The sequence below is a fragment of the Streptomyces sp. NPDC051211 genome (assembly GCF_040689505.1).
Classification (GTDB): domain Bacteria; phylum Actinomycetota; class Actinomycetes; order Streptomycetales; family Streptomycetaceae; genus Streptomyces.
This window is the reverse complement of record NZ_JBFBAV010000023.1, coordinates 14,654-39,779: the sequence shown is the minus strand read 5'-3', so window position 1 is coordinate 39,779 and position 25,126 is coordinate 14,654. Positions and strand designations below refer to the sequence as shown.

Annotated in this window: 22 protein-coding genes, 1 pseudogene and 1 riboswitch; of the genes and pseudogenes, 11 read left to right on the top strand and 12 right to left on the bottom strand. The window is 73.3% G+C overall.

The genetic code is table 11. The features are described 5' to 3' along the window. Nucleotides 1-95: 95 nt before the first annotated feature. The 3 genes from AB0447_RS22225 to thiO all read right to left on the bottom strand — a co-directional run bounded on the left by AB0447_RS22225 (nucleotide 96) and on the right by thiO (nucleotide 2,273). Nucleotides 96-890 (bottom strand): thiazole synthase, encoded by a 795-nt coding sequence (locus AB0447_RS22225; RefSeq protein ID WP_366478441.1) that lies wholly within the window; start codon nucleotides 888-890, stop codon nucleotides 96-98. A gap of 4 nt (nucleotides 891-894) precedes the next feature. Then, nucleotides 895-1,095 carry a sulfur carrier protein ThiS gene (thiS, locus tag AB0447_RS22220; protein WP_366478509.1) on the bottom strand — a complete coding sequence of 67 codons (201 nt, stop codon included), beginning with the start codon at nucleotides 1,093-1,095 and terminating at the stop codon, nucleotides 895-897. A gap of 8 nt (nucleotides 1,096-1,103) precedes the next feature. After that, entirely contained in the window at nucleotides 1,104-2,273 is a 1,170-nt protein-coding gene (gene thiO / locus AB0447_RS22215) for a glycine oxidase ThiO (RefSeq protein ID WP_366478440.1), read from the bottom strand. Beyond that, nucleotides 2,271-2,383, bottom strand: a riboswitch (TPP riboswitch). (Overlaps the previous gene by 3 nt.) 160 nt (nucleotides 2,384-2,543) lie before the next feature. Here thiO and AB0447_RS22210 point away from each other — a divergent pair. The 5 genes from AB0447_RS22210 to AB0447_RS22190 all read left to right on the top strand — a co-directional run bounded on the left by AB0447_RS22210 (nucleotide 2,544) and on the right by AB0447_RS22190 (nucleotide 6,906). Continuing rightward, a complete protein-coding gene (locus AB0447_RS22210; protein ID WP_366478508.1) occupies nucleotides 2,544-3,707 on the top strand; it encodes an FAD-dependent oxidoreductase in 1,164 nt (387 codons plus the stop codon). 100 nt (nucleotides 3,708-3,807) lie between these two features. Then, the gene (locus tag AB0447_RS22205) at nucleotides 3,808-4,173 is read left to right on the top strand and encodes an Rv2175c family DNA-binding protein (RefSeq protein ID WP_366478439.1); all 366 of its coding nucleotides are present in this window, start codon (nucleotides 3,808-3,810) and stop codon (nucleotides 4,171-4,173) included. A 78-nt stretch (nucleotides 4,174-4,251) separates the two neighbouring features. Continuing rightward, nucleotides 4,252-4,887 (top strand): thiamine phosphate synthase, encoded by a 636-nt coding sequence (gene thiE / locus AB0447_RS22200; RefSeq protein ID WP_366478438.1) that lies wholly within the window; start codon nucleotides 4,252-4,254, stop codon nucleotides 4,885-4,887. An 86-nt stretch (nucleotides 4,888-4,973) separates the two neighbouring features. Further along, nucleotides 4,974-5,891 (top strand): methylenetetrahydrofolate reductase [NAD(P)H], encoded by a 918-nt coding sequence (gene metF / locus AB0447_RS22195; protein ID WP_366478437.1) that lies wholly within the window; start codon nucleotides 4,974-4,976, stop codon nucleotides 5,889-5,891. Between the two features lie 43 nt (nucleotides 5,892-5,934). Continuing rightward, on the top strand, nucleotides 5,935-6,906 hold the full coding sequence (locus AB0447_RS22190) for a hypothetical protein (RefSeq protein WP_366478436.1): 972 nt from the start codon (nucleotides 5,935-5,937) through the stop codon (nucleotides 6,904-6,906). Nucleotides 6,907-7,006: 100 nt separating this feature from the next. Here AB0447_RS22190 and AB0447_RS22185 read toward each other — a convergent pair whose 3' ends face one another. The 5 genes and pseudogenes from AB0447_RS22185 to AB0447_RS22165 all read right to left on the bottom strand — a co-directional run. Further along, on the bottom strand, nucleotides 7,007-8,467 hold the full coding sequence (locus AB0447_RS22185) for an NAD(P)/FAD-dependent oxidoreductase (protein WP_366478435.1): 1,461 nt from the start codon (nucleotides 8,465-8,467) through the stop codon (nucleotides 7,007-7,009). 22 nt (nucleotides 8,468-8,489) lie between these two features. Continuing rightward, a complete protein-coding gene (locus AB0447_RS22180) occupies nucleotides 8,490-9,128 on the bottom strand; it encodes a DUF4126 domain-containing protein (protein ID WP_366478434.1) in 639 nt (212 codons plus the stop codon). Between the two features lie 63 nt (nucleotides 9,129-9,191). After that, nucleotides 9,192-9,602: a DUF3040 domain-containing protein gene (locus AB0447_RS22175; protein WP_351311459.1), complete on the bottom strand. Its 411-nt coding sequence runs from the start codon at nucleotides 9,600-9,602 to the stop codon at nucleotides 9,192-9,194. Between the two features lie 281 nt (nucleotides 9,603-9,883). Beyond that, on the bottom strand, nucleotides 9,884-10,642 hold the full coding sequence (locus tag AB0447_RS22170) for a methyltransferase domain-containing protein (protein WP_366478433.1): 759 nt from the start codon (nucleotides 10,640-10,642) through the stop codon (nucleotides 9,884-9,886). Between the two features lie 91 nt (nucleotides 10,643-10,733). Then, nucleotides 10,734-11,192, bottom strand: a pseudogene (locus AB0447_RS22165) (SAV_6107 family HEPN domain-containing protein); the annotation flags it as partial. Between the two features lie 213 nt (nucleotides 11,193-11,405). On the opposite strand from AB0447_RS22165, the gene AB0447_RS22160 reads away from it, so the two are divergent. The 3 genes from AB0447_RS22160 to AB0447_RS22150 are packed head-to-tail and all read left to right on the top strand — an operon-like array spanning nucleotide 11,406 to nucleotide 15,124. Continuing rightward, the gene (locus AB0447_RS22160; protein WP_366478432.1) at nucleotides 11,406-12,422 is read left to right on the top strand and encodes an ATP-binding cassette domain-containing protein; all 1,017 of its coding nucleotides are present in this window, start codon (nucleotides 11,406-11,408) and stop codon (nucleotides 12,420-12,422) included. Continuing rightward, nucleotides 12,394-14,478, top strand: coding sequence for a YhgE/Pip domain-containing protein (locus AB0447_RS22155; protein ID WP_366478431.1), 2,085 nt, complete (start codon nucleotides 12,394-12,396; stop codon nucleotides 14,476-14,478). The genes AB0447_RS22160 and AB0447_RS22155 overlap by 29 nt, the downstream gene beginning before the upstream one ends. A 22-nt stretch (nucleotides 14,479-14,500) precedes the next feature. Next, on the top strand, nucleotides 14,501-15,124 hold the full coding sequence (locus tag AB0447_RS22150) for a TetR/AcrR family transcriptional regulator (RefSeq protein ID WP_366478430.1): 624 nt from the start codon (nucleotides 14,501-14,503) through the stop codon (nucleotides 15,122-15,124). A 493-nt stretch (nucleotides 15,125-15,617) separates the two neighbouring features. Here the strand turns inward: AB0447_RS22150 and AB0447_RS22145 are convergent, their stop codons facing one another. The 4 genes from AB0447_RS22145 to AB0447_RS22130 all read right to left on the bottom strand — a co-directional run bounded on the left by AB0447_RS22145 (nucleotide 15,618) and on the right by AB0447_RS22130 (nucleotide 21,146). Continuing rightward, a complete protein-coding gene (locus tag AB0447_RS22145; RefSeq protein WP_366478429.1) occupies nucleotides 15,618-18,008 on the bottom strand; it encodes a DUF3488 and transglutaminase-like domain-containing protein in 2,391 nt (796 codons plus the stop codon). Then, nucleotides 18,005-19,372, bottom strand: a complete 1,368-nt coding sequence (locus AB0447_RS22140) for a DUF58 domain-containing protein (RefSeq protein WP_366478428.1) — start codon at nucleotides 19,370-19,372, stop codon at nucleotides 18,005-18,007. The genes AB0447_RS22145 and AB0447_RS22140 overlap by 4 nt, the downstream gene beginning before the upstream one ends. Then, nucleotides 19,372-20,469: a MoxR family ATPase gene (locus tag AB0447_RS22135; RefSeq protein WP_366478427.1), complete on the bottom strand. Its 1,098-nt coding sequence runs from the start codon at nucleotides 20,467-20,469 to the stop codon at nucleotides 19,372-19,374. The genes AB0447_RS22140 and AB0447_RS22135 overlap by 1 nt, the downstream gene beginning before the upstream one ends. A gap of 119 nt (nucleotides 20,470-20,588) precedes the next feature. Beyond that, on the bottom strand, nucleotides 20,589-21,146 hold the full coding sequence (locus AB0447_RS22130) for a carbonic anhydrase (protein WP_366478426.1): 558 nt from the start codon (nucleotides 21,144-21,146) through the stop codon (nucleotides 20,589-20,591). A 338-nt stretch (nucleotides 21,147-21,484) separates the two neighbouring features. Here AB0447_RS22130 and rsmH point away from each other — a divergent pair, with 338 nt between their 5' ends. The 3 genes from rsmH (at nucleotide 21,485) to AB0447_RS22115 (ending at nucleotide 25,104) form a co-directional block, all read left to right on the top strand. Continuing rightward, nucleotides 21,485-22,444, top strand: coding sequence for a 16S rRNA (cytosine(1402)-N(4))-methyltransferase RsmH (gene rsmH, locus AB0447_RS22125; RefSeq protein WP_366478425.1), 960 nt, complete (start codon nucleotides 21,485-21,487; stop codon nucleotides 22,442-22,444). 109 nt (nucleotides 22,445-22,553) lie between these two features. Continuing rightward, complete coding sequence (locus tag AB0447_RS22120; protein WP_366478424.1) at nucleotides 22,554-23,129, top strand: hypothetical protein; 576 nt, start codon at nucleotides 22,554-22,556, stop codon at nucleotides 23,127-23,129. Nucleotides 23,130-23,133: 4 nt separating this feature from the next. Beyond that, nucleotides 23,134-25,104, top strand: coding sequence for a penicillin-binding transpeptidase domain-containing protein (locus AB0447_RS22115; protein WP_366478423.1), 1,971 nt, complete (start codon nucleotides 23,134-23,136; stop codon nucleotides 25,102-25,104). Nucleotides 25,105-25,126 lie beyond the last annotated feature (22 nt).

Below are 25,126 nucleotides of genomic sequence, written 5' to 3'. Positions count from 1 at the left end.
CGGGTCCGGGCAGAGCCCGGTTTCGGGAAGGGGCGGGGTGGGGGAAAGCTCCGCGCAGCGGCCGCCCGGGCCCCGCGGTCGGGCCCCCGGGCCGGTCAGAACGCCGGGCGTTCCGGGTCCAGGGTGGCGCGCCCCTCGGTGGGGGAGGACGCCTCGGCGAAGCGGCGGGGCGGGATGCGGCCCGCGCGGTGGGCCAGCCGGCCCGCCGAGACCGCGTCCCGCATCGCCGCGGCCATGAGCACCGGCTCCTGCGCCCGGGTCACCGCAGACGCCAGCATCACCGCCGCACACCCCAGCTCCATCGCCAGGGCCGCATCCGAAGCGGTCCCGGCACCGGCGTCCAGGATCACCGGCACCCCCGCCCGCTCCACGATCAGCTCGAAGTTGTGCGGATTGCGGATGCCGAGCCCGGACCCGATCGGCGAACCGAGCGGCATGATCGCCGCGCAGCCCACGTCCTCCAGCTTCCGCGCCAGCACGGGATCGTCGTTCGTGTACGGCAGGACCGTGAAGCCGTCGTCGACCAGGGTCTCCGCCGCGTCCAGCAGCTCCACCCCGTCCGGCAGGAGCGTCCGCTCGTCCGCGACGACCTCCAGCTTGATCCAGTCGGTGCCGAGGGCTTCCCGGGCCAGCCGGGCGGTCAGGACGGCCTCGCCCGCCGTGAAGCAGCCCGCGGTGTTCGGCAGGACGGCGATGCCGAGCCGGGTCAGGACGGAGAGCACGGAGCCCTGGACCGTGGGGTCCAGGCGCCGCATCGCCACCGTGGTGAGTTCCGTGCCCGAGGCGACCAGCGCGCGTTCCAGGACGTCCAGGCTGGGCGCCCCGCCGGTGCCCATGATCAGCCGGGAGGAGAAGGTGCGGCCGCCCAGGGTGAACAGATCGTCTGCCATGTCCTCAGCCTCCCTGGACCGCGGTGAGCACCTCGACGCGGTCACCCTCGCCGAGTGCGGTCGCGGGCCACTGCCCGCGCGGTACGACGGTTTCGTTGAGCGCCGCCGCGACCCCCGACGGGGCCTTGGTGAGGCCGGCCACCACCAGGTCCAGGGTGGTGCCGGCGGCGACCTCGCGCGGCTCGCCGTTGACGGAGACGGTCATGCGTACGGTCATGCGTACGACTCCTCTCGGACGGACGAGAACCGGCGGGGGGTGAACGGGCGGGCCGCCTCGGGGAGTTGCCCGGTGGCCAGGAGCTCCGCCATCACGTCCCCGGTCACCGGCGTGAGCAGGACCCCGTTGCGGTAGTGGCCGGTGGCCAGGTGCAGGCCCGGCAGGTCGGTGGGGCCGAGCAGCGGGGCGTTGTCGGGGGTGCCGGGCCGCAGCCCGGCCCGGGTTTCGGTGAGCGGGAGTTCGGTGATGCCGGGTACCAGCTCGTGGGCGTCCCGCAGCAGCTCGTACACCCCGCCCGCGGTGACCGTGGTGTCCCAGCCGAGTTCCTCGCTGGTGGCGCCCACGACGAGTTCGCCGTTCTCGCGCGGGACCAGGTACACGTGGCTGCCGCGGACCACCGCCCGTACCGTCCGGGACAGGAACGGCGCGTACGCGGCGGGTACCGACAGCCGCAGCACCTGGCCCTTCACCGGGCGGACCGGGGGGACGGCCCCCACCGGTACGCCGGCCAGCCGGCCGCTGAGGCTGCCGGCCGCCAGGACGACCTGGCCGGCGGTGAGCTGGGTGCCGTCGTCGAGGACGGCACCGGCCGCCCGGTCGGCGGTCACCGTCAGGCGTTCGGCGTTCGCCCGGTGGAAGACCACGCCGGCGCGCTCGCAGGCGGCCAGCAGGGCGGCGGCCAGCCGGCGCGGGTCCACCTGGTGGTCGCCGTCGACGCGCAGTCCGCCGCGCACGCCGGGAGCCAGCATGGGCTCCAGGCGGCGGCATTCGCGGCCGGTCAGCCACTCGGACTCCAGGCCGCAGCGCTGCTGCAGGGCGTGGAGTTCGCGCAGGTGGAGCCGGTCGTCGGAGTCCAGGGCGACGGACAGGGTGCCGCAGGCCCGGTAGCCGATGTCCAGGCCCCCGCTGGCCTCGGCGAGTTCGGCGGCGAAGGCCTCGTACCGGGCGGCGGAGGCGGTGTTGAGGGCGAGCAGGGTCTCCTCGCCGTAGTGCAGTTCGGTGACGGCGGCCAGCATGCCGGCCGCGACCTGGGCGGCTCCGCCGCCGGGCGCCGGGTCGGCGAGGGCGACGGTCAGGCCGCGGCGGGCGGTCCGCCAGGCCGTGACCAGCCCGATGATCCCGCCCCCGATGACGAGGACGTCCGACCTGTGGGTGGATGAGTGCATGGGCGTCCAGCCCCTCCCTTCGCCGGCATGATCCGGATCAGGTTCGTACGGTCGGAGGCCGTCCAGCCTCCCTCTCAGCCCGGTGCGTCCGGACTCCCGCGGATGGGTACGGTGGCCAGACTAACCCCCGCCCCGAGGGCCGGGTAAGGCCGCCCGTTCCTGATGTGGCGTCAGGTAGTTAGGGTGTGCGGCGTGAACGATCAGACGGAACAGATCGAACGGGCCGAAGAGAACACCGCCCCGGCCGGCGTGGTGATCGTCGGTGCCGGAATGGCCGGTGTGCAGACGGCGGTCGCCCTCCGCGAGGCGGGCTACGGCGGCCCGGTCGTCCTGCTGGGCGCCGAACCGCACCAGCCCTACGACCGCCCCCCGCTGTCCAAGGCCGTGCTGCTCGGCACGGCCGAGGGCTCCGCCTTCGAGGTCGACTTCGAAGACCTCGGCATCGAGCTCCGGCTCGGCGTGGAGGTCACCGGGGTGCGCGCGGCCGACCGGGAGGTCGACACGGCCGCCGGACCGGTTCCGTACGGCGACGCCCTGGTCCTCGCCACCGGCGCCGAACCGCTGACCCTGCCCGGCAGCGAAGGCGTCCCCGGAGTCCACCTGCTGCGCACCCTGGACGACGCGGAGCGGCTGCGTCCGGTGCTGGCCGCGGCTCCGGAGGTGGTGGTCGTCGGAGCGGGCTGGATCGGCGCCGAGTTCGCCACCGCCGCCCGGGAGGCCGGCTGCGCGGTCACCGTGGTCGAAGCCGCGGACCGGGTGCTGCCCGGCGCCCTCCCGGCCGAGGTCGCCGCCCCGATGGCCCGCTGGTACGCCGAGGCCGGCGCCCGGCTGCTCACCGACGCCCGGGTCGCCTCCGTCGAGCCGGGCCTGGTCCGGCTCGCGGACGGCCGCGAGCTGCCGGCCGGCGCGGTGGTCGTCGGCATCGGGGCCCGCCCCGCGACGGGCTGGCTGACCGGCTCGGGCGTGGCCCTCGGCCCGGACGGCTCCGTCACCGCGGACGACCGGCTGCGCACCTCCCTGCCCGGCGTGTACGCGGTGGGCGACTGCGCCTCCTTCCCGTCCGCGCGGTACGCCGCCCGGCTGCTGGTGCACCACTGGGACAACGCCCTCCAGGGCCCGCGCACCGTCGCCGCCAACATCCTCGGCGCGGACCTGGCCTACGACCCGGTGCCGTACTTCTGGTCCGAGCAGTTCGGCCGCTTCGTCCAGTACGCCGGCCACCACGCCGCCGCCGACACCCTGCTGTGGCGGGGCGACCCGGCCGAGCCGGCCTGGTCGGTGTGCTGGCTGCGGGACGGCGCCCTGACCGCCGTACTGGCCGTGGGCCGCCCGCGGGACCTGGCGCAGGGGCGCCGCCTGATCGAGTCCGGCGCCGCCGTGGACCCGGCCAAGGCCGCCGACCCCGGCGTTGCCCTGAAATCGGCGGTGCTCTGACGGCCCGCCGAGGCCCCTCCCACGGGGCTTCACGCCCGGGCACAGCCACGGACGCGCCGCCCGGCTACCGACTGTCGGTCCGGGATGGCAGGCTTGTCCCGTGACCGAGATTGACGCAAAGATCGATGCTCTCGTCCCCGAGTGGCTCTACCTCCCCGACATCGCCGAAATGCTCGACGTCGAGGTGACCAGAGTCCGCCAGCTGGTCAAGGAGGGCCAGCTCATCGCCGTACGGCGTGGTGAGAACCGCGCCCTGCAGGTGCCTGCCGCCTTCATCGACGGCGACAAGGTGGTCAAGGGCCTCGCCGGCACCCTGACCCTGCTCCGGGACGACGGCTTCACCGACGAAGAGATGCTGGAGTGGCTCTTCACCGCGGATCCGACCCTGCCCGGCACCCCCGCGCAGGCGCTCAGCGAGAATCGCGGCACGGAGGTGAAGCGCCGCGCCCAGGCGCTCGCCGTCTGATCCGACTGTTCGATCCGCTCCACGCGGTGTACGGGCTCCAGCGGGTGCCCGTACACCGCCCACCCGGGGGGTTTTCCCATGTCCTTGGCCGACGCACGGCTCTACCTCTGCACCGATGCCCGCAAGCGCCAGGGTGACCTGCCCGAGTTCCTGGACGCCGTCCTCGCGGGCGGCGTGGACATCGTCCAGCTCCGCGACAAGGGCATGGAGGCGGGCGAGGAGCTGGAGCACCTCCAGGTCTTCGCTGAGGCCGCCCGCCGGCACGGCAAGCTCCTCGCGGTGAACGACCGGGCGGACGTCGCCCACGCCATCGGCTCCGACGTGCTGCACCTCGGCCAGGGCGACATCCCCGTCCCGGCCGCCCGCGCGATCCTGCCCCCCGGCGTGCTCATCGGCCGGTCCTGCCACGCCGAGGCCGAGGTGGACGCCGCCGTCGCCGAGGCCGGCGTGGACTACTTCTGCACCGGCCCCTGCTGGCCCACCCCGACCAAGCCGGGCCGGTACGCCCCCGGCCTCGGGCTCGTCCGGTACGCGGCCTCCCTCGAGCAGGACCGCCCCTGGTTCGCCATCGGCGGCATCGACGCCTCCAACCTGGACGAAGTGCTGGACGCCGGCGCCACCCGCGTGGTCGTCGTCCGGGCCCTCACCGAGGCCGAGGACCCCGGCGCCGCCGCGGCCGGCCTCGCCAAGCGGGTCCGCGAGCGCCTCGCCTAGCGGGCCTGCTGCGGAAGGTGTCCAAAAACGTGTCCAATGGATGGACGCGGCTTCGGCGTGCCGGAGCGCCCGTCTAACCTGCCCGTATGGCCCTTGGTACCGCTTCGACCTGGACAGACCGTGCACGCACGGTCCATGACCTGCTCGCGTCCGGCACGCCCTCGTACTCCTTCGAGTTCTGGGCCCCCAAGACCGAGAAGGGCGAACGGAACCTCTGGAACGCGCTCCGCAGGGTCGAGGCGGTCGCCCCGAGCTTCGTCTCGGTGACCTACGGAGCCGGCGGCTCCACCCGCGGCGGCACCGTCAAGGCCACCCAGGAGATCGCCGAGGACACCACCCTCACCCCGGTCGCGCACCTGACCGCCGTGGACCACTCCATCGCCGAGCTGCGCCACGTCATCGGCCAGTTCGCCGACGCCGGCATCCGCAACATGCTCGCCCTGCGCGGCGACCCGCCGGGCGACCCGATGGGCGAGTGGGTTCCGCACCCGGACGGCGTGCTCTACGCCGCCGACCTGGTCCGGCTGCTCAAGGAGTCCGGCGATTTCTGCGTCGGCGTCGCGGCCTTCCCCGAGATGCACCCGCGCTCCTCGGACTGGGATACGGACATCCGGCACTTCGTGGACAAGTGCCGCGCCGGGGCCGACTATGCGATCACCCAGATGTTCTTCGATCCGGAGAATTATCTGCGGCTCCGCGACAGCGTCCAGAAGGCCGGCTGCGAGACCCCGATCATCCCTGAGGTCATGCCTGTTGTGGGCATCAAGCAGCTCGACCGGCTGCCGCAGCTCAGCACCGCAGTCTTCCCCCCGCACGTGAAAGAGCGCATGCTCGCGGTCAAGGACGATCCCGCCGCTGTACGCTCCATTGGCATCGAGTTCGCCACGGAGTTCTGCGCGCGGCTGCTGTCCGAGGGTGTCCCGGGGCTGCACTTCATCACGCTGAACAATTCCACGGCGACTCTCGAGATCTACGAGAACCTCGGCCTGCACCAGCGGGCCTAGACCGGCCGCACCCCGTCGGCGGCCGTAGCGAGAGGGGCCAGGCATGGGGATGTACGTCCTCTACGGCGCATTCGGCTTGGTCGCGTTGTGGCTGCTCGCCGAGGTCCTGCTGCAGTACAAGGCCCGGCTGCGCTGGCGTCTGCTCGCTTTCGCCGGGTTCCTGGGCGTGGTCGCCGGAGTGATCCTGCCCTCGGTGCCGGTCATCGGCGCCGGCGCGGCCGCCTTCGCCCTGGGCCAGACCCTGGTGACCCTCTCCTTCCGCAAGGGCTTCGTGGCGGGCTGGGCGCTGCGCCGCGGCGAGGAGGTCCCCGAAGCCGAGGAGCCGCCCACCAGGCGCCGCCGGGGCGCGCCGGCAGCCCGCCGGGAGCCCGCACTGCAGGTCTCCGGGCTCGCGTACGAGGCGCCGAGCGCCCCGGCCCGGCCCGTGGTGGCGGACGGGGACGGGCCGGACCCGGTGTTCTTCAGCCCGCAGCCGCTGCCCGAGGACACGGGCTCGTACGGCATCCAGAGCTTCCAGGACCAGGGCGGCCAAGGCGGCCAGGGGCAGGGCTACGCCTCCGGGGGCTTCGCGCCCGGCGGGTTCGCCCCGGCGCCCGATCCCTCGCAGACCGCCCCGTTCGCCTCCCCCTTCGGCACCGGCGAGCAGGACGCCCACCAGTACGCGGCCTACTACGACCCGCAGACCCAGGGCGGCACCGGCCAGTACGACTATTCGGGCGGCTACCAGACCGGCGGCGAGCAGCAGGTGTACGCGGCCTACTCCGACCCGTACATCGGCACCGCGGGCGTCGCCCAGCCCCAGGCCTACGGCTACGCCGACCCCTACACCCAGGGCCAGTACGCCATGGACACCCCGCCCGGCGGCGTCTGGGTCCCGCAGCAGCGGTCGGACGAGGCGCAGGCCTACCCGCAGCAGCCCTGGACGGGGCAGGAGCAGCAGCAGTACCAGCAGCAGTACGACCCCCAGGGCTACCCGTACCAGGGGACCGGCGAGTACGAGCAGTACCGGTACTGACTGCGGCCTGTACCGGCTGCCGGGCTACCGGCTCGATCCGTACCGGCTCGGTCCGTACTGGCTCGGTCCGTACCGGCTGGGTCCGTACCCGCCTGCCGGCTCACTGGGAGCCGCGGAACCCGGCCCCTTCCATGATCAGCCCGGCCACCAGTGCCCCGGTCATCCCCGCATGCGGGAGACCGCCGCCGGGGTGTGCCCAGCCGCCCGCCAGGTACAGCCCGGAGAGGGCGGTGCTGTTGGCCGGGTAGAGCAGCCGGCCCCCGGCCCCCGCGAGAGCGGGCAGCGGCACGGCACCGGCCACCGCACCGGTGGCCTGGGCCACCTGCACCGGAGTCCGCGCCTCGTGCCACAGCAGCCGCTGCTGGAGGTCGGGGACGACCAGCGCGGCCGCTTCCAGCAGCCGTTCGGCGTGCGGACGGGCCACCGAGGGCTCCGACCAGTCGATCACCCCGTGCGGGGCGCAGACGGCCTGCACGGTGACCGCCTCGTGCTCCTCGTCGGGCCGGGTGGCGGGGTCGTCCGGCCGGAGCACGGTCAGGTCGGGGGCGGTGCCGCGGCTGTACAGCCGGGTGCGGTGTGCGGTGCCCGCAGGGCGGGCGCCGCGGAGCGCCAGGAACAGGGTGAACCGGCTGGTTCCGCCCGGGCCGCCGCGGGCCGGGACCCCGTCCGCGGGCAAGGGCACGGACGGCGCCGGAAGCTGTCCGGGGTCGATCCCGCAGACCACCGAGTCGGCCGCCACCTCGGTGCCGTCGGCCAGCAGCAGCCCGGCCGCCCGGCCCTCCCGCGCGAGCACCTCCCGGACCTCCGCGCCGAAGGCGAACTCGACCTTCCGTTCCAGGCAGCGCTCGTACACGGCGGTGGCCAGCGCCCGCATGCCGCCGCGTACGTACCAGCTGCCGAAGGTCTGCTCCATGTACGGCAGGACGGTGGCGGACCCGGGTGCCGTGGCGGGGTCCAGCCCGTACTCGGTGACCAGGCCGGTGAGGAGTTCGCCGAGGGCGCCGCCCAGCTCGCGGTCGGCGATCTCCGCCAGGGTCGGCGGTCGGCGGCGCAGCAGGCCGCTCTTGCGCAGGGCGGGGTAGGGGTCGGTGCCCAGGGCGGCCGGCCGGCCGGGGTGCAGCGGCTCCTCCAGCAGCGGGCGGCGGGTGGCGTCCCAGACGTCCCGGGCCCGGCTCAGCAGGCCGTTCCAGCGGTCGCCGGAGCCCGGACCGAAGGCTTGGTCGAGGGCGGCGGCGACGCCGCCGTGGGAGGCGCCGGGGAGGGTGACGTCGATGCCGTAGTCGGGCAGGAGGTGCCGGACGGCCGGGTTCACCTGCACCATGTCCACGCACTGTTCCAGGGGCCGCTTGCCGGTCTTGACGAACAGGTCGCGGTAGACGGCGGGGAGGTGCAGCAGGCCCGGCCCGGTGTCGAAGGCGAAGCCGTCGCGTTCGTACCGTCCGAGCGAGCCGCCGTACGTTTCCGAGCGCTCGTACACCGTCACCCGGTGCCCTGCCACGGCCAGCCGGGCGGCCGCCGCCATCGCGCCCATGCCGGCGCCGATTACCGCAATTCGTGCCATGCGGTGACCTTATCGAGCCAGGTCAGCCCGGGGGCGACCCGGTCCGTTCGTGGGCTTCGGCCTTCGCCTCGGCGGCGAGGTGTTTCTCCTCGCGGCGCTGGGCGCGGCGGCGCAGGAAGCGGCGGATCCGGGCCCAGAGGTAGACCAGCAGGGCGAGGCCGAGGACCAGCAGGACGGCCGCGATGATCGCGGCGGCCTCGGGGTTGAACATGGCGAAGGTGATGATGCTGCAGACGCCGAGGTCCTCTGCGGTGCTCATGGCGATGTTGCTGAAGGGCTCGGGCGAGGTGTTGATCGCCATCCGTGTGCCCGCCTTGACGGCATGGCTGGCCAGTGCGGTGGAGCCGCCGATGGCGCCGGCCGCGAGATCGGAGAGCGAGCCGCTCTGCCCTGCCAGCAGGGCGCCGACGACGGCACCGGAGACGGGGCGGATCACGGTGTGGACGGTGTCCCAGAGGGAGTCCACGTAGGGGATCTTGTCGGCGACCGCCTCGCAGAGGAACAGGACGGCGGCGGCGGCCAGGACATCGGTGCGCTGAAGGGACTCGGGCACCTCGTCGGTCAGCCCGGTCGCGCCGAAGATGCCGAGCAGGAGGACCACGGCGTACGCGTTGATCCCGCTCGCCCAGCCGCTGGTGAACACCAGGGGGAGCACGCTCATTCGCCCAGCATGACGCAGGAAGGGGGTGGCCGCCTCGGCGGCCACCCCCTCACCAAGTGGTTCTCAGTGTCCCTGCTGTTCGTCGCGGCGACGCTGCCACCGCTGTTCGATGCGGGTCATCATCGACCGGCGCTGCCGGTTGTGGCCTCGGCCCGTACCGCCGGCACTGCTGCCGGAGACGGGCTGCTCGCCGGGTTTGGGTGCCTTGCGCCATCCGGTGACCGCGAGAACCGCGCAGCCCAGCATGACGAGGAAGCCCACCACGCTGATCCAGATCAGATTTCCCTGCGCGACCATTCCGGTCATGAGGAGCGCGATACCCACCAGAAAGCCTGCGACCGCCTGGTAGACCCGTCGCCGGGTGTACGTACGCAGCCCGCTTCCCTCAAGCGCTGTCGCGAACTTGGGATCTTCGGCGTACAGCGCTCGCTCCATCTGCTCGAGCATTCGCTGCTCGTGCTCCGAGAGCGGCACGGGAGTCCTCCTCATCCGTCGGTCGCGGGGGGTAGCGACCGGGGGTCCCCTTCAGGATAGGCAGGGAATCGCCCCCGTGAAACCCGCCCCTCTACGCCATGTTTCAGAAATAGGCACTGCGTACAAACCGTACCGTCGCAAGGGCGGCCGGTGAGGCCATTGTTCCCCAACGGCCTCTCCACCACACCGGACGGTGTTCCCCGATCATACGGGTCCGCCCGCCGGAGCGGAGGGCTTGTGGATGCACTGCGTCAGATCGATGGCCACGGCAGCGCCCCAGCTCAGACCCGCTTCTCGCCCAGAACGTGCAACTGCGTGGCGACCGCGTGGAAGGCGGGCAGCTCGGCGGCGGCCTCCTCCAGCTTGAGCAGGGCTTCGACGGCTCCCGGCTCGGTGTCCACCAGAACCCCGGGCACCAGGTCGGCGAAGACCCGGACGCCGTGGACCGCGCCGACCTCCAGACCGGCTCCGCCGACCAGCTCGGCGAGCTGCTCGGCGGTGAACCGGCGGGGCACCGGGTCCCCGGAGCCCCAGCGGCCGGCCGGGTCGGTGAGCGCGGTCCTGGCCTCGGTGAAGTGCCCGGCGAGCGCCCGGGCCAGCACCGCGCCGCCGAGGCCGGCGGCGAGCAGGCTCAGGGTGCCGCCGGGGCGCAGCGCGGCGACGGCGTTGGCGACGCCCTCGGCCGGGTCGTCCACGTACTCCAGGACCCCGTGGCAGAGCACCACGTCGTACGAGCCCTGCTCGACGACGTCCAGCAGGCCCTGGGCGTCGCCCTGGACCCCGCGGACCAGGTCGGCGACCCCGGCCTCGGCGACCCGGCGCTCCAGCCCGAACAGCGCGTTCGGGCTGGGGTCGACCACGGTGACCCGGTGGCCGAGCCGGGCCACCGGCACGGCGAACTTGCCGGTGCCGCCGCCGGTGTCCAGCACGTCCAGCACGTCCTGCCCGGTCGCCTTGACCCGGCGGTCGAGGGCCTCCTTCAGGACCTCCCACACCACTGCGGTTCGGAGGGAGGCACGGGGGCGGGAAGTGTCGGACACGTCGAATGACTCCTCGGCGCGGAAAGGGTGTGCGGTGCGGTAAGCGGTGCGGCCTCCACCCTATTGCCTTCCGCCGCCGGGCCGGTCATCCCGCGTCGGGCCGCGGCTTCGGGAGGGTCGGCTGGAGCGCCAGCATCCGCTCGACCAGGCGCAGGAACATCGAGGCCGCGCGCAGCAGGTCGTCCGCGTCCCGGGTGCTCGCCGCGTCCGGTATCCCCGCCTCGGCCCTGGCCCGGCGTGCCGCGCCGGAGGCGAAGAGGGCGCTCCACTCGGACAGCTCCGGCGCTATCTCCGGCAGGACCTCCCAGGCGCTCCGGATCCGGGGCCGCCGGCGCGGGCTCACCGGCTCGGGGCGGCCGCGGGCGGCCAGCACGGCGGCGGCCGTGCGCAGGGCGGCCAGGTGGGCGGTGGCGTACCGCTCGTTGGGGCGGGGGAGCTGAGCGGCCTCGTCGAGGCCGCTGCGGGCCTTGGCGAGCAGGTCGAGTGCGGCCGGCGGGGCCGTCGACTTCCGCAGGACGGGGTGGACAGGGGACGGGGACGGTGTGGCCATGACGAACCTCCTGTCGAGCGTGCTGTCGGTCGTGCTGTCGGTCGTGCGTGGTGTCCGTTCTTGGCATCCATCGTGACCGGTACCACTGACAATTCGGCTGACCTGCGGTTTTGCCGGACAGGGGGTGCGGTTGCGGTGCGGGCTACGAAGGGTGGTAGTTTTTGAACTGACCGGTCAGTTCAAAACGCGGACGGCAGGATGAAGGGGGAAGGCGTGGACAGCCCGCACGGCGCGGCCGTCAAGGCCGAGAACTTCGGACTCAAGGGCCCACGGGGCTGGGTCTTCCGGGGCGTCGACGTCGACGCCGCCCCCGGATCGCTCATCGCCCTCGAAGGCCCCTCCGGCAGCGGCCGGACCTGCCTGCTGCTCGCCCTCACCGGCCGGATGAAGCCGACCGAGGGATACGCGGAGGTCGGCGGCCACCGGCTGCCGAAGCGGATGACCGCGGTCCGGCGCAGTGCCGGGCTCGGCCCGGTGCCGGGGGTCACCGACCTCGACCCCGCCCTGACCGTGGCCGAGCAGCTGCGCGAGGGCGCACTGCTGCAGCGCCGCTACGAGGGACCGGTACGGGCCCTGCTCCGCTCCCCGCGGGAACGCGCCGCCGCGACCGCCGCCCGGATCGACGCCGCCCTGGCCGAGGCCGGCCTGGACGTGGCCGCACTGCCCAAGGGCCCGCGCACCTCGATCCGCGACCTGGAGCGCCTGGAGGCCCTCCGCCTCTCGGTGGCGATCGCCCTGCTGGGCCGCCCGCGCCTGCTGGCCGTCGACGACACCGACCTGAAGCTCTCCGGCGCCGAGCGGGCCGAAGCCTGGGACCTGCTGCGCGGCCTGGCCGCCGCCGGCACCACCGTCCTCGCCGTGTGCAGCGAGGCCCCGGACGGCGCGGTGCCGCTGCGCACCCGCCGAGCCGCGCCGGAGCCGGTGGAGCCGGGGGGCTCCACCGCCTCCGCCGCGCCCGACGCCCCGTCCTCGTACACCGACGAACCCGCGGACACCGACGAACCCACGGACACCGAGGCGGCCGCGGCCCCCGAGGCGGCCGCGGAGACCACGGAAGCCGAGACCACGGAAGCCGGGACCACCGAAGCCGGGACCACCGAAGCCGGGACCGACGAGGCCGGGACCGACGAGACCGGGACCGGCGAAGAGCCGCGCAGCGGCGCCGACGACGACGCCCACGACACCGCGAAGGAGACGGCCGATGCGATCGCCGAAGCTCGCAGCGCTTGAGCTCAAGCGCTTCGGCAGGGGGAAGCTGCCGGCGGCCGCGCTCGTCTCGCTGCTGCTGCTCCCGCTGCTCTACGGCGCCCTGTACCTCTGCTCGTTCTGGGACCCGTACAGCCGCCTCGACAAGGTGCCCGTCGCCCTCGTCAACGCCGACCGGGGCGCCACCGTGGACGGCAAGCGCATCGACGCCGGCGACGAGATCGCCGACAAGCTGAAGGACAGCAAGACCTTCGGCTGGCAGGAGGTCGGAGCAGAGGAGGCCGCCGAAGGCCTCGAGGACGGCACCTACTACCTCACCCTCACCATGCCCGCCGACTTCAGCGAGCGGATCGCGTCCAGCTCCGGCGAGGACCCCACCACCGGCGCCCTCCAGGTCCGCACCAACGACGCCAACAACTACATCGTCGGGTCCATCTCCAAGACCGTCTTCTCCGAGGTCCGCGCCGCCGCGTCCAGCAACGCCTCCCGCGGGTTCCTCGACAAGATCTTCGTCTCCTTCTCCGACCTGCACGACAAGACCGCCGAAGCCGCCGACGGCGCCACCCAGCTCAAGGACGGCACCGTCAAGGCGAAGAAGGGCGCCAAGGACCTCGCCGACGGCCTGGACACCGCCAAGGAGAAGACCGGCGAGCTGTCCGACGGCCTCAAGAAGCTCGACTCGGCCGCCGGCGAGCTGGAGACCGGTACCAAGAGCATCGCCTCCGGCACCCAGACCCTCGCCGACAAGGTCAACGGCGCCGCCGCCAAGGCACGCCCCTTCCTGAAGGACCCCGAGCAGCTCGCCGACTCCGCCGAACTGGTCGCCGACACCGCCAAGACCGTCCGCAACCACCTCGGCACCTTCGCCGAGAAGGCCCCGGCCGCGGCCACCGCCACCCGCAAGGTCTCCGACCGGGCCGACAGCGTCTACACCAAGACCTGCGCGAAGGGCACCAAGCCGCTGCCCGCCACCTGCCCCGACCTCAAGAAGCTCAAGGACGGCGCCGCCGAGGCCGCCGAACTCGCAGGCGACGTCAACGCCCTGGTCAAGAACACCAACGGCGACCTGGTCAAGCTCAAGTCGCAGCTCACCGACCTGGAGAAGGAGGCCCGCGACGTCGTCAGGAGGGCCCCGGCCCTCTCCGCCGACCTCGATGCGGCCGTCGCCAAGGTCAACGCCCTGAACGCCGGCGCCAAGAAGGTCGCCACCGGCATGGACAAGCTGCACACCGGCATCACCTCCGCCAGCAAGGGCTCCACCGGCATCGACAACGGCGTCGGCAAACTCGGCGACGGCGCGCACAGCCTCGACGGCGGCATCTTCAAGCTGGTCGACGGCTCCGGCGAGCTCGCCACCGGCCTCCACGAGGGCGTCGGTAAGATCCCCGACTACGACGAGCAGCAGCGCGACACCCGCACCGAGGTCATGGCCGACCCCGTCCGGCTCGCCGCCGAATCCCTGCACAAGGCGCCCAACTACGGCACCGGCTTCGCCCCCTACTTCATCCCGCTCTCCCTCTGGGTCGGCGCGATGGTCGCGTACATGCTGATCGCCCCGGTGAACCGCCGTGCGCTGGCCGCCGGTGCCTCCCCCTGGCGGATCGCCCTGGCCGGCTGGCTGCCGGTCGCCTCCCTCGGCGTCCTCCAGGTGGCCCTTCTGATGTCCGTCCTGCACTTCGGACTCGGCCTGGAGATGGCCCATCCGGCCGCCACCATCGGCTTCCTCGCCCTGGTCACCGGCTGCTTCGCCGCGATGGTGCAGTGGCTGAACGCCAAGTTCGGGGCGGCCGGCCGGATCCTGGTCCTCGCCGTGCTGATGCTCCAGCTGACCTCGGCCGGCGGCACCTACCCGGTGCAGACCAGCCCCGGGTTCTTCAACGCCATCCACCCCTACCTGCCGATGTCGTACGTCGTCGAAAGCCTGCGCAGGCTCATCAGCGGCGGGGACCTCGCCCCGGTCTGGCAGGGCTGCGCGGTGCTGCTGGCCTTCACCGCGGGCGCCCTCGCCCTCACCGCACTCGCCGCCCGCGGCAAGCAGGTCTGGACGATGAGCAGGCTGCACCCGGACCTGAGCCTCTAGCGGACCTGTGAGAATCAGCGCCATGGACAGCAGCACCAGCACCGGCACGACCCGGCGGCAGGCCACCCGGCAGAAGCTCTACGAAGCGGCCGTCACCCTCATCGCCGAGCAGGGCTTCTCCGCGACCACGGTCGACGAGATCGCCGAACGGGCCGGCGTCGCGAAGGGCACCGTCTACTACAACTTCGCGAGCAAGACCGACCTCTTCGAGGAGCTGCTGCGGCACGGGGTCGGCCTGCTGACCGCCTCGCTGCGGGCCGCCGCGGAGGAGACGGAACGGCGCGGCGGCACCAAGGTCGAGGCGCTGGACGCGATGATCCGGGCCGGCCTCGTCTTCATCGACCGCTACCCGGCCTTCACCCAGCTGTACGTCGCCGAACTCTGGCGCACCAACCGGGCCTGGCAGTCCACCTTGATGGTGGTCCGTCAGGAAGCGGTCGCGGTGGTGGAGACGGTCCTGCGGGAAGGCGTGGAACGCGGCGAGCTCAGCGCCGAGATCGACGTGCCGCTCACCGCGGCGGCGATGGTCGGGATGGTGCTGGTGGCTGCGCTGGACTGGCAGTCCTTCCAGAGCGAGCGCTCCCTGGACGACGTGCACTCCGCGCTGTCCCTGCTGCTGCGGGGGCGGGTCAGCGGGAACCGGTGACCCGGTCGGCGGTGTTCTCGGCGGCGTCGGGGCGCGTAGAACTGAGTATCCGTACCTAGGCGCAGAGATGAGTACGCGCACGGATAGGCCTCCACCTGCGGAAACAGCAGACTGGAGGCGACGGACAGGGGCGCTCGGCCCGCACCGCGGACACGGGGCTGCGGAGCGGGTCGGGGCTCCGTCCGGCACAGTGCGGCGGGGCTCGGGGGGATCGAGCCTCGCCGCACTTCTTTGTACCCCCGGCCGCCCGGCGGTGCCTGCCGCTGCGCGGAGCCTTCCCCCACCCCGCCCCTTCCCGAAACCGGGCTCTGCCCCCCGGACCCGGTCCTCAAACGCCGGACGGGCTGGAAAATCCAGCCCCGCCGGCGTTCGAGGCGCGGGGTCCGGGCAGAGCCCCCCACGCGGCGGAGCCGCATATCAGGCACAGGGGGAAGGGGCGGGTAGGGGAACAGGCCCGCGCAGCGGCAGCCGCGCCCCGGCCCGCCCTCTTGCGTCAGCTTCGCTTCAGGCGGGGGATCCGGGACACGAGGGCGGACGTGTGGTGGGACAGGACGGACCAGCGGGATGCCAGGGCCCAGGCCAGGCGGGTGGCCGAGCGCGGGAGGAGCAGGGCGCGCAGGCGGCCGGCGCGGGTGGCCGCGGACAGCAGGCCGGCCCGGGCCGTCAGGACGTCCGCGGCCAGGCCCTCGTACGACCGGGCCGCGCCCGGCGGCGCGTACAGAGCACGCTCCACCGCTCCGGCCACCCGGTGCACCGCCTCCGCGGCATTCGCCTCCACCCCGCCGAGCTCCACGATCCGCATCGCCGCCCGGCGCGGGGACAACGCCTCGTCCGGCCGGATCCCCACGTCCCAGGCCGCGTCGCCGAGCTCTCGCCACGCGGCCAGCGGTTCCCCGCCGGCCAGCCGCCGGGCCCGCACCCGGCCGCGCCACAGCACCGGCAGGAACGGAACCGCCAGCACCAGCGCGCCCAGGGCGGTGAAGCCGAGGACGGTGCCCCAGGGGAAGCCCTCGTCCGATTCGCCGCCGCTCGGCGCGGCCGCGGTGTCGCAGTCGCCCAGCCGCTTCAGCTCCGGCGGGCAGGCGTCGTCGCTGCGCGACGGGGCCGGGGCCGGGGCGCTCGCACTCTGCGAGGGCAGCGGGGCCGGCGCCGAGGGCTGCGCGGCCGGGGTCTCCGGCCGGGTGTAGTCGGGGGCGGTACCCCGCGTGGGGGTCGGCTCGAAGCGGGTCCAGCCCACGCCCTCGAAGTACAGCTCGGGCCAGGCGTGCGCGTCCTTCATGGTGACCTGCATGCTGCCGTCCGACAGCGAGCTGCCCGGCGTGAACCCGACCGCGACCCGCGCCGGAATGCCCAGCGAGCGGGCCATCGCCGCCATCGAGAAGGAGAAGTGGACGCAGAAGCCCTCCTTGTCCTTCAGGAAGCGGACGATCGCCTGCGAACCGGAGCCCGAGGCGGTCTTCGTGTTGTACGTGAACCCGCCGTTCGACTTCACCGCGAACCAGTCCTGCAGCTTCAGGGCCTTCGCGTAGTCGTCTTTCGCACCCCGGGTGACCTGCCGCGCCGTGTCCGCCACCACCGGCGGCAGGTCCTCCGGCAGCCTGGTGAACTCCTCCCGGAACGCCGCCGACGCCTTGGGCGCCGCCGACAGCTGCTGCGCGGTGGGCCGCAGCTGCAGGCTGGACACCGTGTACTGGGCGCCCTGCACCGTCTGCCGTTTGCCCTTGCCGAGGTCGTCGCCGATCACGGTCATGCCGACCCGCTCGAACCGCCAGCGTCCGCCGATCTCCACCCCGGTCGCCGGGTACGGCATCGGCACGTACCGCTGCACGTAGTCCTCGGCGGCCGAGACGCTGGTGCGCACCTCGGTCCCGTTCAGCCGGACCTGGCTGCTCAGCCCGGGCGCCTGCGGCAGCCGGTCCGGCACCTCGGTGAGGCTGCGCCCGGAGGACTTCCATTCGACGCCGTCGAACTCGTCCAGCGACACGATCCGCAGGTACTGGTCGGCCTGCCGGTTGTCCGTGCGGTACCGCAGCACCACCCGGTTGTCCTGCGCGTTCAGGCTGCTCTGCAGCGCGACGAGCGGGTTGACCGCAGATATCGTCCCGCCGCCGGGGCCGTTGCCACCGCCCTCGCCGTTGCCGCCGAGCAGCCCGCCCTCCGGCGTGGGAAGTACGTACGCCGCGCCGACCGCGACGAGCACGGCCACCGCGCCGATCCGCCGGCCGGTCCGTACCGGCGCCAGCGCTGCTCCGCCCGCCGTGCCGGATCCGCCCGAAGATCCGCGCGCGCCGCCGCCGAAGACGCGGCCCCACTGGGCCAGCCGGTCCCGGCTCTCCGCGAGGAGGAGCAGCAGGTAGCCGCTGCCGGCGAGCACGAACAGCAGCCAGGCGTTGCCGCCGGACAGGCCCGCGGCCACCGAGTACAGGGCGAGCAGCGGCAGTCCGGCGGCCGCGGCGGTCCGGAAGGTGACCGCGAGCAGGTCGACCAGCAGGCCGATCAGCAGCACTCCGGAGACGAGCAGCAGCCGGATGCCGTCCGTCTGCGGTGCCGGGATGGCGTACTCGCCGACATCCGCCAGACCCTCCTGGTACAGGATCCCGAGCCCGGTGAACAGCTGGGCGCCCGGCGCGCCGGCCTCGGCCGCCCGGCCTTCGCCGGCGAACAGCAGGACCAGCAGCACCAGGCTCACCAGCAGCTGCGCGCCGATGGTCAGCATGCGGGCCAGCGGCACCCGCCGGCACAGCGCGCCCACCCCGCTCTGTACGGCCAGCAGCCAGCCGGCCTGCAGCAGCCAGGCCTGCGAGGCCACCAGGGGGGCCAGCGACAGTGCGGTGAGCAGCGTCGCCAGCAGTGCGAACAGTGTCAGTCTCGTTCGGCCGCTCACGACCAGCCCCCCGCACCCGAAGTTCCCGTGCCCTGAGGCATTCCACCGGCGGCCGGGGCCCCGGCCTGCCGCCACAGTTCGCCGAGCGCCGCGCCGGGCGGCACGGCCAGGGCCGTCCAGCCCGCTTCGCGGAGCCGGCGCACCGGTTCCGCCGCCGGGCCGCCGGCGCCGTTCGGGGCGGCCCGGCCGGTCCAGGCCGCGGAGTCCAGGACGAAGGCCACCGCGCCGCCGGTGCGCTGCCGCATCCGGGCGGCCAGATCGGCCTGGGCGTCGTCGAGGTCGCCGAAGAAGGCGATCAGCAGTCCCTCGTTGCCGCTGCGGGCGGCGTCGTAGGCGCGGGACAGGCTGCTGCCGTCGGAGTGGCCGATGACGGCCAGCGTGTCCATCATCAGTCCGGCGGCCTCGGCGGACTCCTGTCCGCCGCCGCCGGAGAACCCGCCGCCGCCCTCGCCGGGCACCGCGTCCCCGGTGTCCGTCAGCAGGCGTACGGAGAAGCCGCGTTCGACCAGGTGCAGCAGGGCGGACCCGGCCCCGGAGACGGCCCATTCGAAGGCCGAGTCCGGTCCGGCGCCCTGGAACGCCACCTGGCGGGTGTCCAGCAGAACAGTGGCGCGGGCCCGCTGCGGCTGCTCCTCCCGGCGCACCATCAGCTCGCCGTAGCGCGCGGTGGACCGCCAGTGCACCCGGCGGAGGTCGTCGCCGTACCGGTAGCCGCGCGGGATCACGTCGTCGTCGCCGGCCAGGGCCAGCGAGCGCTGGTTGCCCTCGCCGTAGCCGTTGGCCTCGCCGGTCAGCCGGACCGGCGGCAGCGGCTCGGTCCGCGGGATCACGGTGAGGGTGTCGTAGGTGCTGAACGACCGGGTCAGCTCGACCAGCCCGAACGGGTCGGTCAGCCGCAGCTGCAGCGGGCCCAGCGGGTAGCGGCCGCGCAGGTCGGAGCGGACCCGGTAGGACACCTCGCGGCGGCCGCCGGGCTCCACCCGGTCCAGGACGAAGCGGGGCCGCGGCCCCAGGACGTACGGGACCCGGTCCTGGAGCATCAGCAGGCCGGTGGGCAGCCGGGACACGTTGTCCATGCGCAGCTGTACGCGGGCCTCGCCGCCGGCCGACACCCGTACCGGGGTGAGCCGTCGGCTGCCGGAGACCCGGTACCGGGTGCGGTGCAGGGCGTACACGCAGAGCAGCGGAAGCACCGTGATCAGCAGGCCGACCTGGAGCAGGGCGTGCTGGCCGAGTACGAAGGCGCAGACGGCCGCGGCGAGGCCGGCGGCCAGGAAGGACCGGCCGCGGGTGGTGAGCCCGGACAGCGCGGTGCGCAGCCCGCCGCTCTCCCCGCCGGCACCGCCAGGGGTACCGGTGGCCATCAGAAGCCCCGGACGCCCGGCTGCTGCTGCCCGGTGTGCTGCCCGGTGTGCGGCTGCCCGGCGTGCGGCTGACCCGCGTGCGGCTGCCCGGTGTGCGGCTGGCCGGTCTGCAGGTGCGCCGTGTGCTGCTGCTGTGCGGCGGGCACCGGGGTGCGCTGCAGGATGTCGGCGACGACCTGCTCGGCGGTGCGCCGGTTCAGCTGGGCCTGCGCGGTGGGCAGCAGGCGGTGCGCGAGCACCGGGGCGGCCAGTGCCTGTACGTCGTCGGGCAGGACGTAGTCCCGGCCGGACAGGGCGGCGGAGGCCTTCACGGCGCGCAGCAGGTGCAGGGTGGCCCGGGGGGAGGCGCCCAGCCGCAGGTCGGGGTGGGTGCGGGTGGCGGCGACCAGGTCGACGATGTAGCGCCGGACGGGTTCGGCGACGTACACCTCGCGGACGGCTTCGATCAGCTTGATGATGTCGTGGGCGTGGGCGACGGCCTGCAGGTCGTCGAGGGGGGAGACCCCGCCGTGTACGTCGAGCATCTGCAGTTCGGCGGCCGGGCTGGGGTAGCCGACGGACACGCGGGCCATGAAGCGGTCGCGCTGGGCCTCGGGGAGCGGGTAGGTGCCCTCCATCTCCACCGGGTTCTGCGTGGCGACCACCATGAACGGGGAGGGCAGCTCGTAGGTCTGCCCGTCGGTGGTGACCTGCCGCTCCTCCATCGATTCCAGGAGCGCCGACTGCGTCTTGGGCGAGGCGCGGTTGATCTCGTCGCCGATCACGATCTGGGCGAAGATCGCGCCGGGCTTGAACTCGAACTCGCGGCGCTGCTGGTCGTAGATGCTGACGCCGGTGATGTCGGAGGGCAGCAGGTCCGGGGTGAACTGGATGCGCTGGACGGAGCAGTCGATGGACTTCGCCAGGGTCTTGGCCAGCATCGTCTTGCCGACCCCGGGGACGTCCTCGATCAGCAGGTGGCCCTCGGCGAGGAGCACGGTCAGCGCGATCCGTACGACCTCGGGCTTGCCCTCGATCACGCTCTCCACCGACCTGCGGACCCGCTCCGCGGTGCTCGTCAGATCCGCGAGGCTGGCACGGTCGTCGTAGGTCGTCACCTGGTTCTCCACCCCAAACACCCAAAAACGATCAAAAATGGGGACGCCTTGTCCCGGAGAAGAGACAGCCCGGGTGGCGTTCCTCCCGCATTCTTGACGCCGTCACCGCCCCGTGTCACTCACGAGGCCGGGTCGATCTCCCGCAGCAGGCCGGTGTGGACGTCGAAGACGAAGCCTCGCACATCGTCCTTGTGCGGAAGGAAGGGGTTGGTGCGGACGCGCTGCATGGACTGGCGGACGTCCTGGTCCACGTCCCGGAAGGCCTCCACGGCCCAGGCGGGGCGCTGGCCGACCTCGTCCTCCAGCTCGTGCCGGAAGTCCTCGGTGAGGTTCTCCAGGCCGCAGCCGGTGTGGTGGATGAGTATGACGCTGCGGGTGCCCAGGGCGCGCTGGCTGATGGTGAGGGAGCGGATGGTGTCGTCGGTGACCACGCCGCCGGCGTTGCGGATGGTGTGGCAGTCGCCGAGCTCCAGGCCGAGGGCGGCGTGCAGGTCGAGGCGGGCGTCCATGCAGGCCACCACGGCCACCCGGAGGACCGGGCGGGCGTCCATGCCCGGGTCGGTGAAGCGGGCGGCGTACTCGCGGTTCGCAGCGACCAGGCGGTCGATGACGGTGTCGCCGCCCAGGGCCTCGGGCGCGGCGGCGGAGTCGGCAGGCAGGTGTGCGGAGGTCGTCATGTCTACGACGGTAATGGTCACCGCTGGTGAAGGCCTTGTGTGAGGGCGGACAAAGAACGTCAACCAGCCTTGGTGTGAGCTAACCCACAAGGGTGGGGCGGACGCGGCCGGACGGGTGATTCGGGGCTTTTGCGGGTTCGCCGGAGGCGGGCCACACCGGTCGAGGGCCGGTTCGTTGACCGCGGCGACCGTTGGACTAAAGTGACGCGAAACCGGCCGGGGCCCGGCCGTGCGCCGCCGACACGGCCTCGAAGCCGGACGGGCCCCGTCGATCAACCCGCGTGCGCGGTGCGTACGCCTACGCATACGACTGCCGCGCCGTTATCTGAGAGGGCGCCTTGACCAGCGAATCCCGACACGTCCCGGTGATGCTCCAGCGGTGCCTGGACATGTTGGCCCCGGCGCTGGAGGCCCCCGGGGCGGTCGTCGTCGACTGCACCCTCGGCCTCGGCGGCCACAGCGAGGCCCTGCTCCGGCAGTTCCCGGAGGCCCGGCTGATCGCACTGGACCGCGACAAGGAGGCCCTGCGGCTGTCCGGCGAACGGCTCGCCCCCTACGGCGACCGGGCCACCCTGGTGCACGCCGTGTACGACGAGCTCCCCGAGGTCCTGGACCGGCTCGGCACCCCCACCGTCCAGGGCATCCTCTTCGACCTGGGCGTCTCCTCCATGCAGCTGGACGAGGCCGGGCGCGGTTTCGCCTACGCGCAGGACGCGCCGCTGGACATGCGCATGGACCAGTCGACCGGGATGAGCGCGGCCGAGGTGCTCAACACCTACCCGCCGGGCGAGCTGGTCCGCATCCTGCGCGCCTACGGCGAGGAGAAGCAGGCCAAGCGGATCGTGTCCGCGATCGTCCGGGAGCGGGAGAAGGAGCCCTTCACCAACAGCGCCCGCCTGGTCGAGCTCATCCGCGACGCCCTTCCGCAGGCGGCCAAGCGGACCGGCGGCAACCCGGCCAAGCGCACCTTCCAGGCCCTGCGGATCGAGGTCAACGGGGAGCTCTCGGTCCTGGAGCGGGCCATTCCGGCCGCGGTGGACCGGATCGCGGTCGGCGGCCGGATCGCCGTCCTGTCGTACCACTCGCTGGAGGACCGCCTGGTCAAGACGGTGTTCGCGGCGGGCGCCGCGTCCACCGCCCCGCCCGGCCTGCCGGTGGTCCCGGAGAAGTACCAGCCCAAGCTGAAGCTGCTCACCCGCGGCGCGGAACTCCCCACCGAGGAGGAGGTCGCCGAGAACCGCCGCGCGGCCCCCGCCCGCCTGCGCGGAGTCCAGCGCATCCGCGAGGCCGACCTGTGACCCCGGCCGGCCCACCACGGGCGCACCGGGCACACGCGGCACACCAGGCACACCAGGCACACCAGGCATATCGGGTGCACCGGGCCGGGGCCCGGCACCGGGAGGGAGCGTGAGCAAGGTGGCCACCGCCACGCGGATGCGGGTCGCCCGGCTCGGGGCCCGGCGGCCCCGCGGGCCGAGGGGGCCCAGGGGGCCGCGGCCCGCCGGGGGAGGGGCCGGGCAGGCCGCCCGTACCCCGTTCGTGCTGCTGGTCGTCGTCCTGCTCGGCGGCGGGTTGATCAGCCTGCTGCTGCTGAACTCGGCGCTCAACCAGGGCTCCTTCCAGCTCAGCCGGCTGAAGAAGGAGACCACCGCGCTCACCGACGAGCAGCAGGCCCTCCAGCGCGACGTGGACGCCCACTCGGCGCCCGACGCCCTGGAGCGCCGCGCCCGCGAACTCGGCATGGTCCCGGGCGGCAGCCCGGTCTTCCTCGGGCCGGACGGGAAGACCAGCGGCACCCCCACCCCGGCCGAGGCCCCGCCGCCCCCCTCGCCGCCGGCCGCACAGCCGCCCGTGCAGGCCCCCGCGCCCGCCTTGGAGCAGCCCGCGCCCGGCGCCTCCGTACCGCCCTCCGCACCTGCTCCGGCACCTGCAGACCCACCCGCAGCGGAACCCGTAGAGCCCACCCAGACCCCTGGACGGTGACGACGTGAGCCCCAAGGAGCCGCCCCGCAGGCGGGTGCCCGGACCGGCCAGGCCGCGGCCGCAGAGCGCGAGCAGGGCCGGCGCGCGGCCGACCAGCCGCCCCGCCACCCGCCGCCCGCCCGCCCCGCGCAAGCCGCACACCATCCGGCTCGGCAGCCCCCGCCCCCGGCTCCGGCTGGTCAGCGCCGGACTGACCCTGGTCATGCTGGCCTTCGTGGTCCGGCTGCTCCAGGTGCAGGCCGTGGACGCCTCCACCTTCTCCGCGGTGGCCTCGAAGAACCGGTACGCCAGCTACACCCTGGCCGCCGAACGCGGCGACATCACCGACCGCAAGGGCGTGGCCCTCGCCACCAGCGTGGACGCCTACGACATCACCGCCGACCCGTCCATGTTCACCGTCAAGGAGAGCAAGGCCCCCGACGCCCCGGAACAGGCCGCCGCCCTCCTCGCGCCCATCCTGGGCAAGGACGCCAAGGAACTGGCGGAGCGGCTCCGCACCAAGAACACCCGCTACGTGATCCTCGCCCGGCGGCAGACCCCCCAGGTCTGGAACCAGATCAAGGACCTCAAGCGGGTCTTCGCCGACAAGGCCGCGGCCGACAAGAAGAACAACGGGCCGGGCGCCAACGTGCTCGCCGGGATCTTCAACGAGGAGAGCAGCAAGCGGGTCTACCCCAACGGCTCCCTGGCCGCCGGGATACTGGGCTACGTCAACGCCGAGGGCGCCGGCGCCGGCGGTCTGGAGTCCTCCCTCGACGGCAGGCTGGCCGGCCAGGACGGCCAGGTCACCTACGCCCAGTCCGGCGGCCGCCGGGTCCCCACCGCAGGCTCCAGCGAGAAGCCCGCCGTGCCCGGCCAGGACATCGAGCTGACCATCGACCGCGACATCCAGTGGGCGGCGCAGAGCGCCATCACCGAACAGGTCGAGAAGTCCCAGGCCGACCGCGGCTACGTGATCGTCCAGGACACCCGCACCGGTGAGGTCCTGGCCATGGCCAATTCCCCCGGCTTCGACCCCAACGACCTGACCAAGGCCAGCTCCACGGCCATGGGCAACGCCGCCCTCCAGGACGTCTACGAGCCCGGCTCCACCGCCAAGGTGATGTCGATGGCCGCCGTCCTGGAGGAGAAGAAGGCCACCCCCGGCACCCATGTGACCGTCCCCAACCGGCTGCACCGCGGCGACCGGCTGTTCAAGGACGACATCGACCATCCGACCTGGTACCTGACCCTCAACGGGGTCCTCGCCAAGTCCAGCAACATCGGCACCATCCTGGCCACCGGACAGCTCGGCCCCACCCAGCCCCAGGCCAACAAGGTCCTCCACTCCTACCTGACCAAGTTCGGCATCGGGCAGCCCACCGGCCTGGGCTACCCCGGCGAATCCCGCGGCATCCTCGCCGAACCCGAGGACTGGTCCACCTCCCAGCAGTACACGATCCCCTTCGGTCAGGGCCTCTCCCTCAACGCCATGCAGGCCGCCTCCGTGTACTCCGCCATCGCCAACGACGGCGTCCGGATCGAACCCACCCTGGTCCGCGGCTACAAGGGCCCCGACGGCCGCTTCATCCCCGCCCCCGCGCCCAAGAAGACCCGCGTGGTCAGCGAGGAAACCGCCAAGACCCTCGCCCGGATGCTCGAATCGGTCGTCGACGACCAGGAGGGCACCGGCACCAAGGCGAAGATCCCCGGCTACCGGGTCGGCGGCAAGACCGGCACCTCCAACCGGGTGGATCCGGCCACCGGCCGCTACAAGGGCTACACCGCCTCCTTCGCCGGATTCGCCCCCGCCGACGACCCGCGGATCACCGTCTACTGCGCCATCCAGAACCCCACCAAGGGCAGCTACTTCGGCGGCCAGATCTGCGGACCCATCTACAAGAAGGTGATGGAGTTCGCCCTCAAGACCCTCCAGGTCGCCCCCACCGGAACCGCACCCGCCGGTCTGCCGGTCACCTTCCAGCCCGGCCAGTGACCGCAGAACCCGTGACCAGAAA

Excerpts from the sequence above, each read along its gene's own strand:
- AB0447_RS22225 (WP_366478441.1), bottom strand. The coding sequence starts at position 890 with ATGGCAGACGATCTGTTCACCCTGGGCGGCCGCACCTTCTCCTCCCGG.
- thiS (WP_366478509.1), bottom strand. The coding sequence starts at position 1,095 with ATGACCGTCTCCGTCAACGGCGAGCCGCGCGAGGTCGCCGCCGGCACC.
- thiO (WP_366478440.1), bottom strand. The coding sequence starts at position 2,273 with ATGCACTCATCCACCCACAGGTCGGACGTCCTCGTCATCGGGGGCGGG.
- AB0447_RS22210 (WP_366478508.1), top strand. The coding sequence starts at position 2,544 with ATGGCCGGTGTGCAGACGGCGGTCGCCCTCCGCGAGGCGGGCTACGGC.
- thiE (WP_366478438.1), top strand. The coding sequence starts at position 4,252 with ATGTCCTTGGCCGACGCACGGCTCTACCTCTGCACCGATGCCCGCAAG.
- metF (WP_366478437.1), top strand. The coding sequence starts at position 4,974 with ATGGCCCTTGGTACCGCTTCGACCTGGACAGACCGTGCACGCACGGTC.
- AB0447_RS22190 (WP_366478436.1), top strand. The coding sequence starts at position 5,935 with ATGGGGATGTACGTCCTCTACGGCGCATTCGGCTTGGTCGCGTTGTGG.
- AB0447_RS22185 (WP_366478435.1), bottom strand. The coding sequence starts at position 8,467 with ATGGCACGAATTGCGGTAATCGGCGCCGGCATGGGCGCGATGGCGGCG.
- AB0447_RS22180 (WP_366478434.1), bottom strand. The coding sequence starts at position 9,128 with ATGAGCGTGCTCCCCCTGGTGTTCACCAGCGGCTGGGCGAGCGGGATC.
- AB0447_RS22155 (WP_366478431.1), top strand. The coding sequence starts at position 12,394 with ATGCGATCGCCGAAGCTCGCAGCGCTTGAGCTCAAGCGCTTCGGCAGG.
- AB0447_RS22150 (WP_366478430.1), top strand. The coding sequence starts at position 14,501 with ATGGACAGCAGCACCAGCACCGGCACGACCCGGCGGCAGGCCACCCGG.
- AB0447_RS22140 (WP_366478428.1), bottom strand. The coding sequence starts at position 19,372 with ATGGCCACCGGTACCCCTGGCGGTGCCGGCGGGGAGAGCGGCGGGCTG.
- AB0447_RS22130 (WP_366478426.1), bottom strand. The coding sequence starts at position 21,146 with ATGACGACCTCCGCACACCTGCCTGCCGACTCCGCCGCCGCGCCCGAG.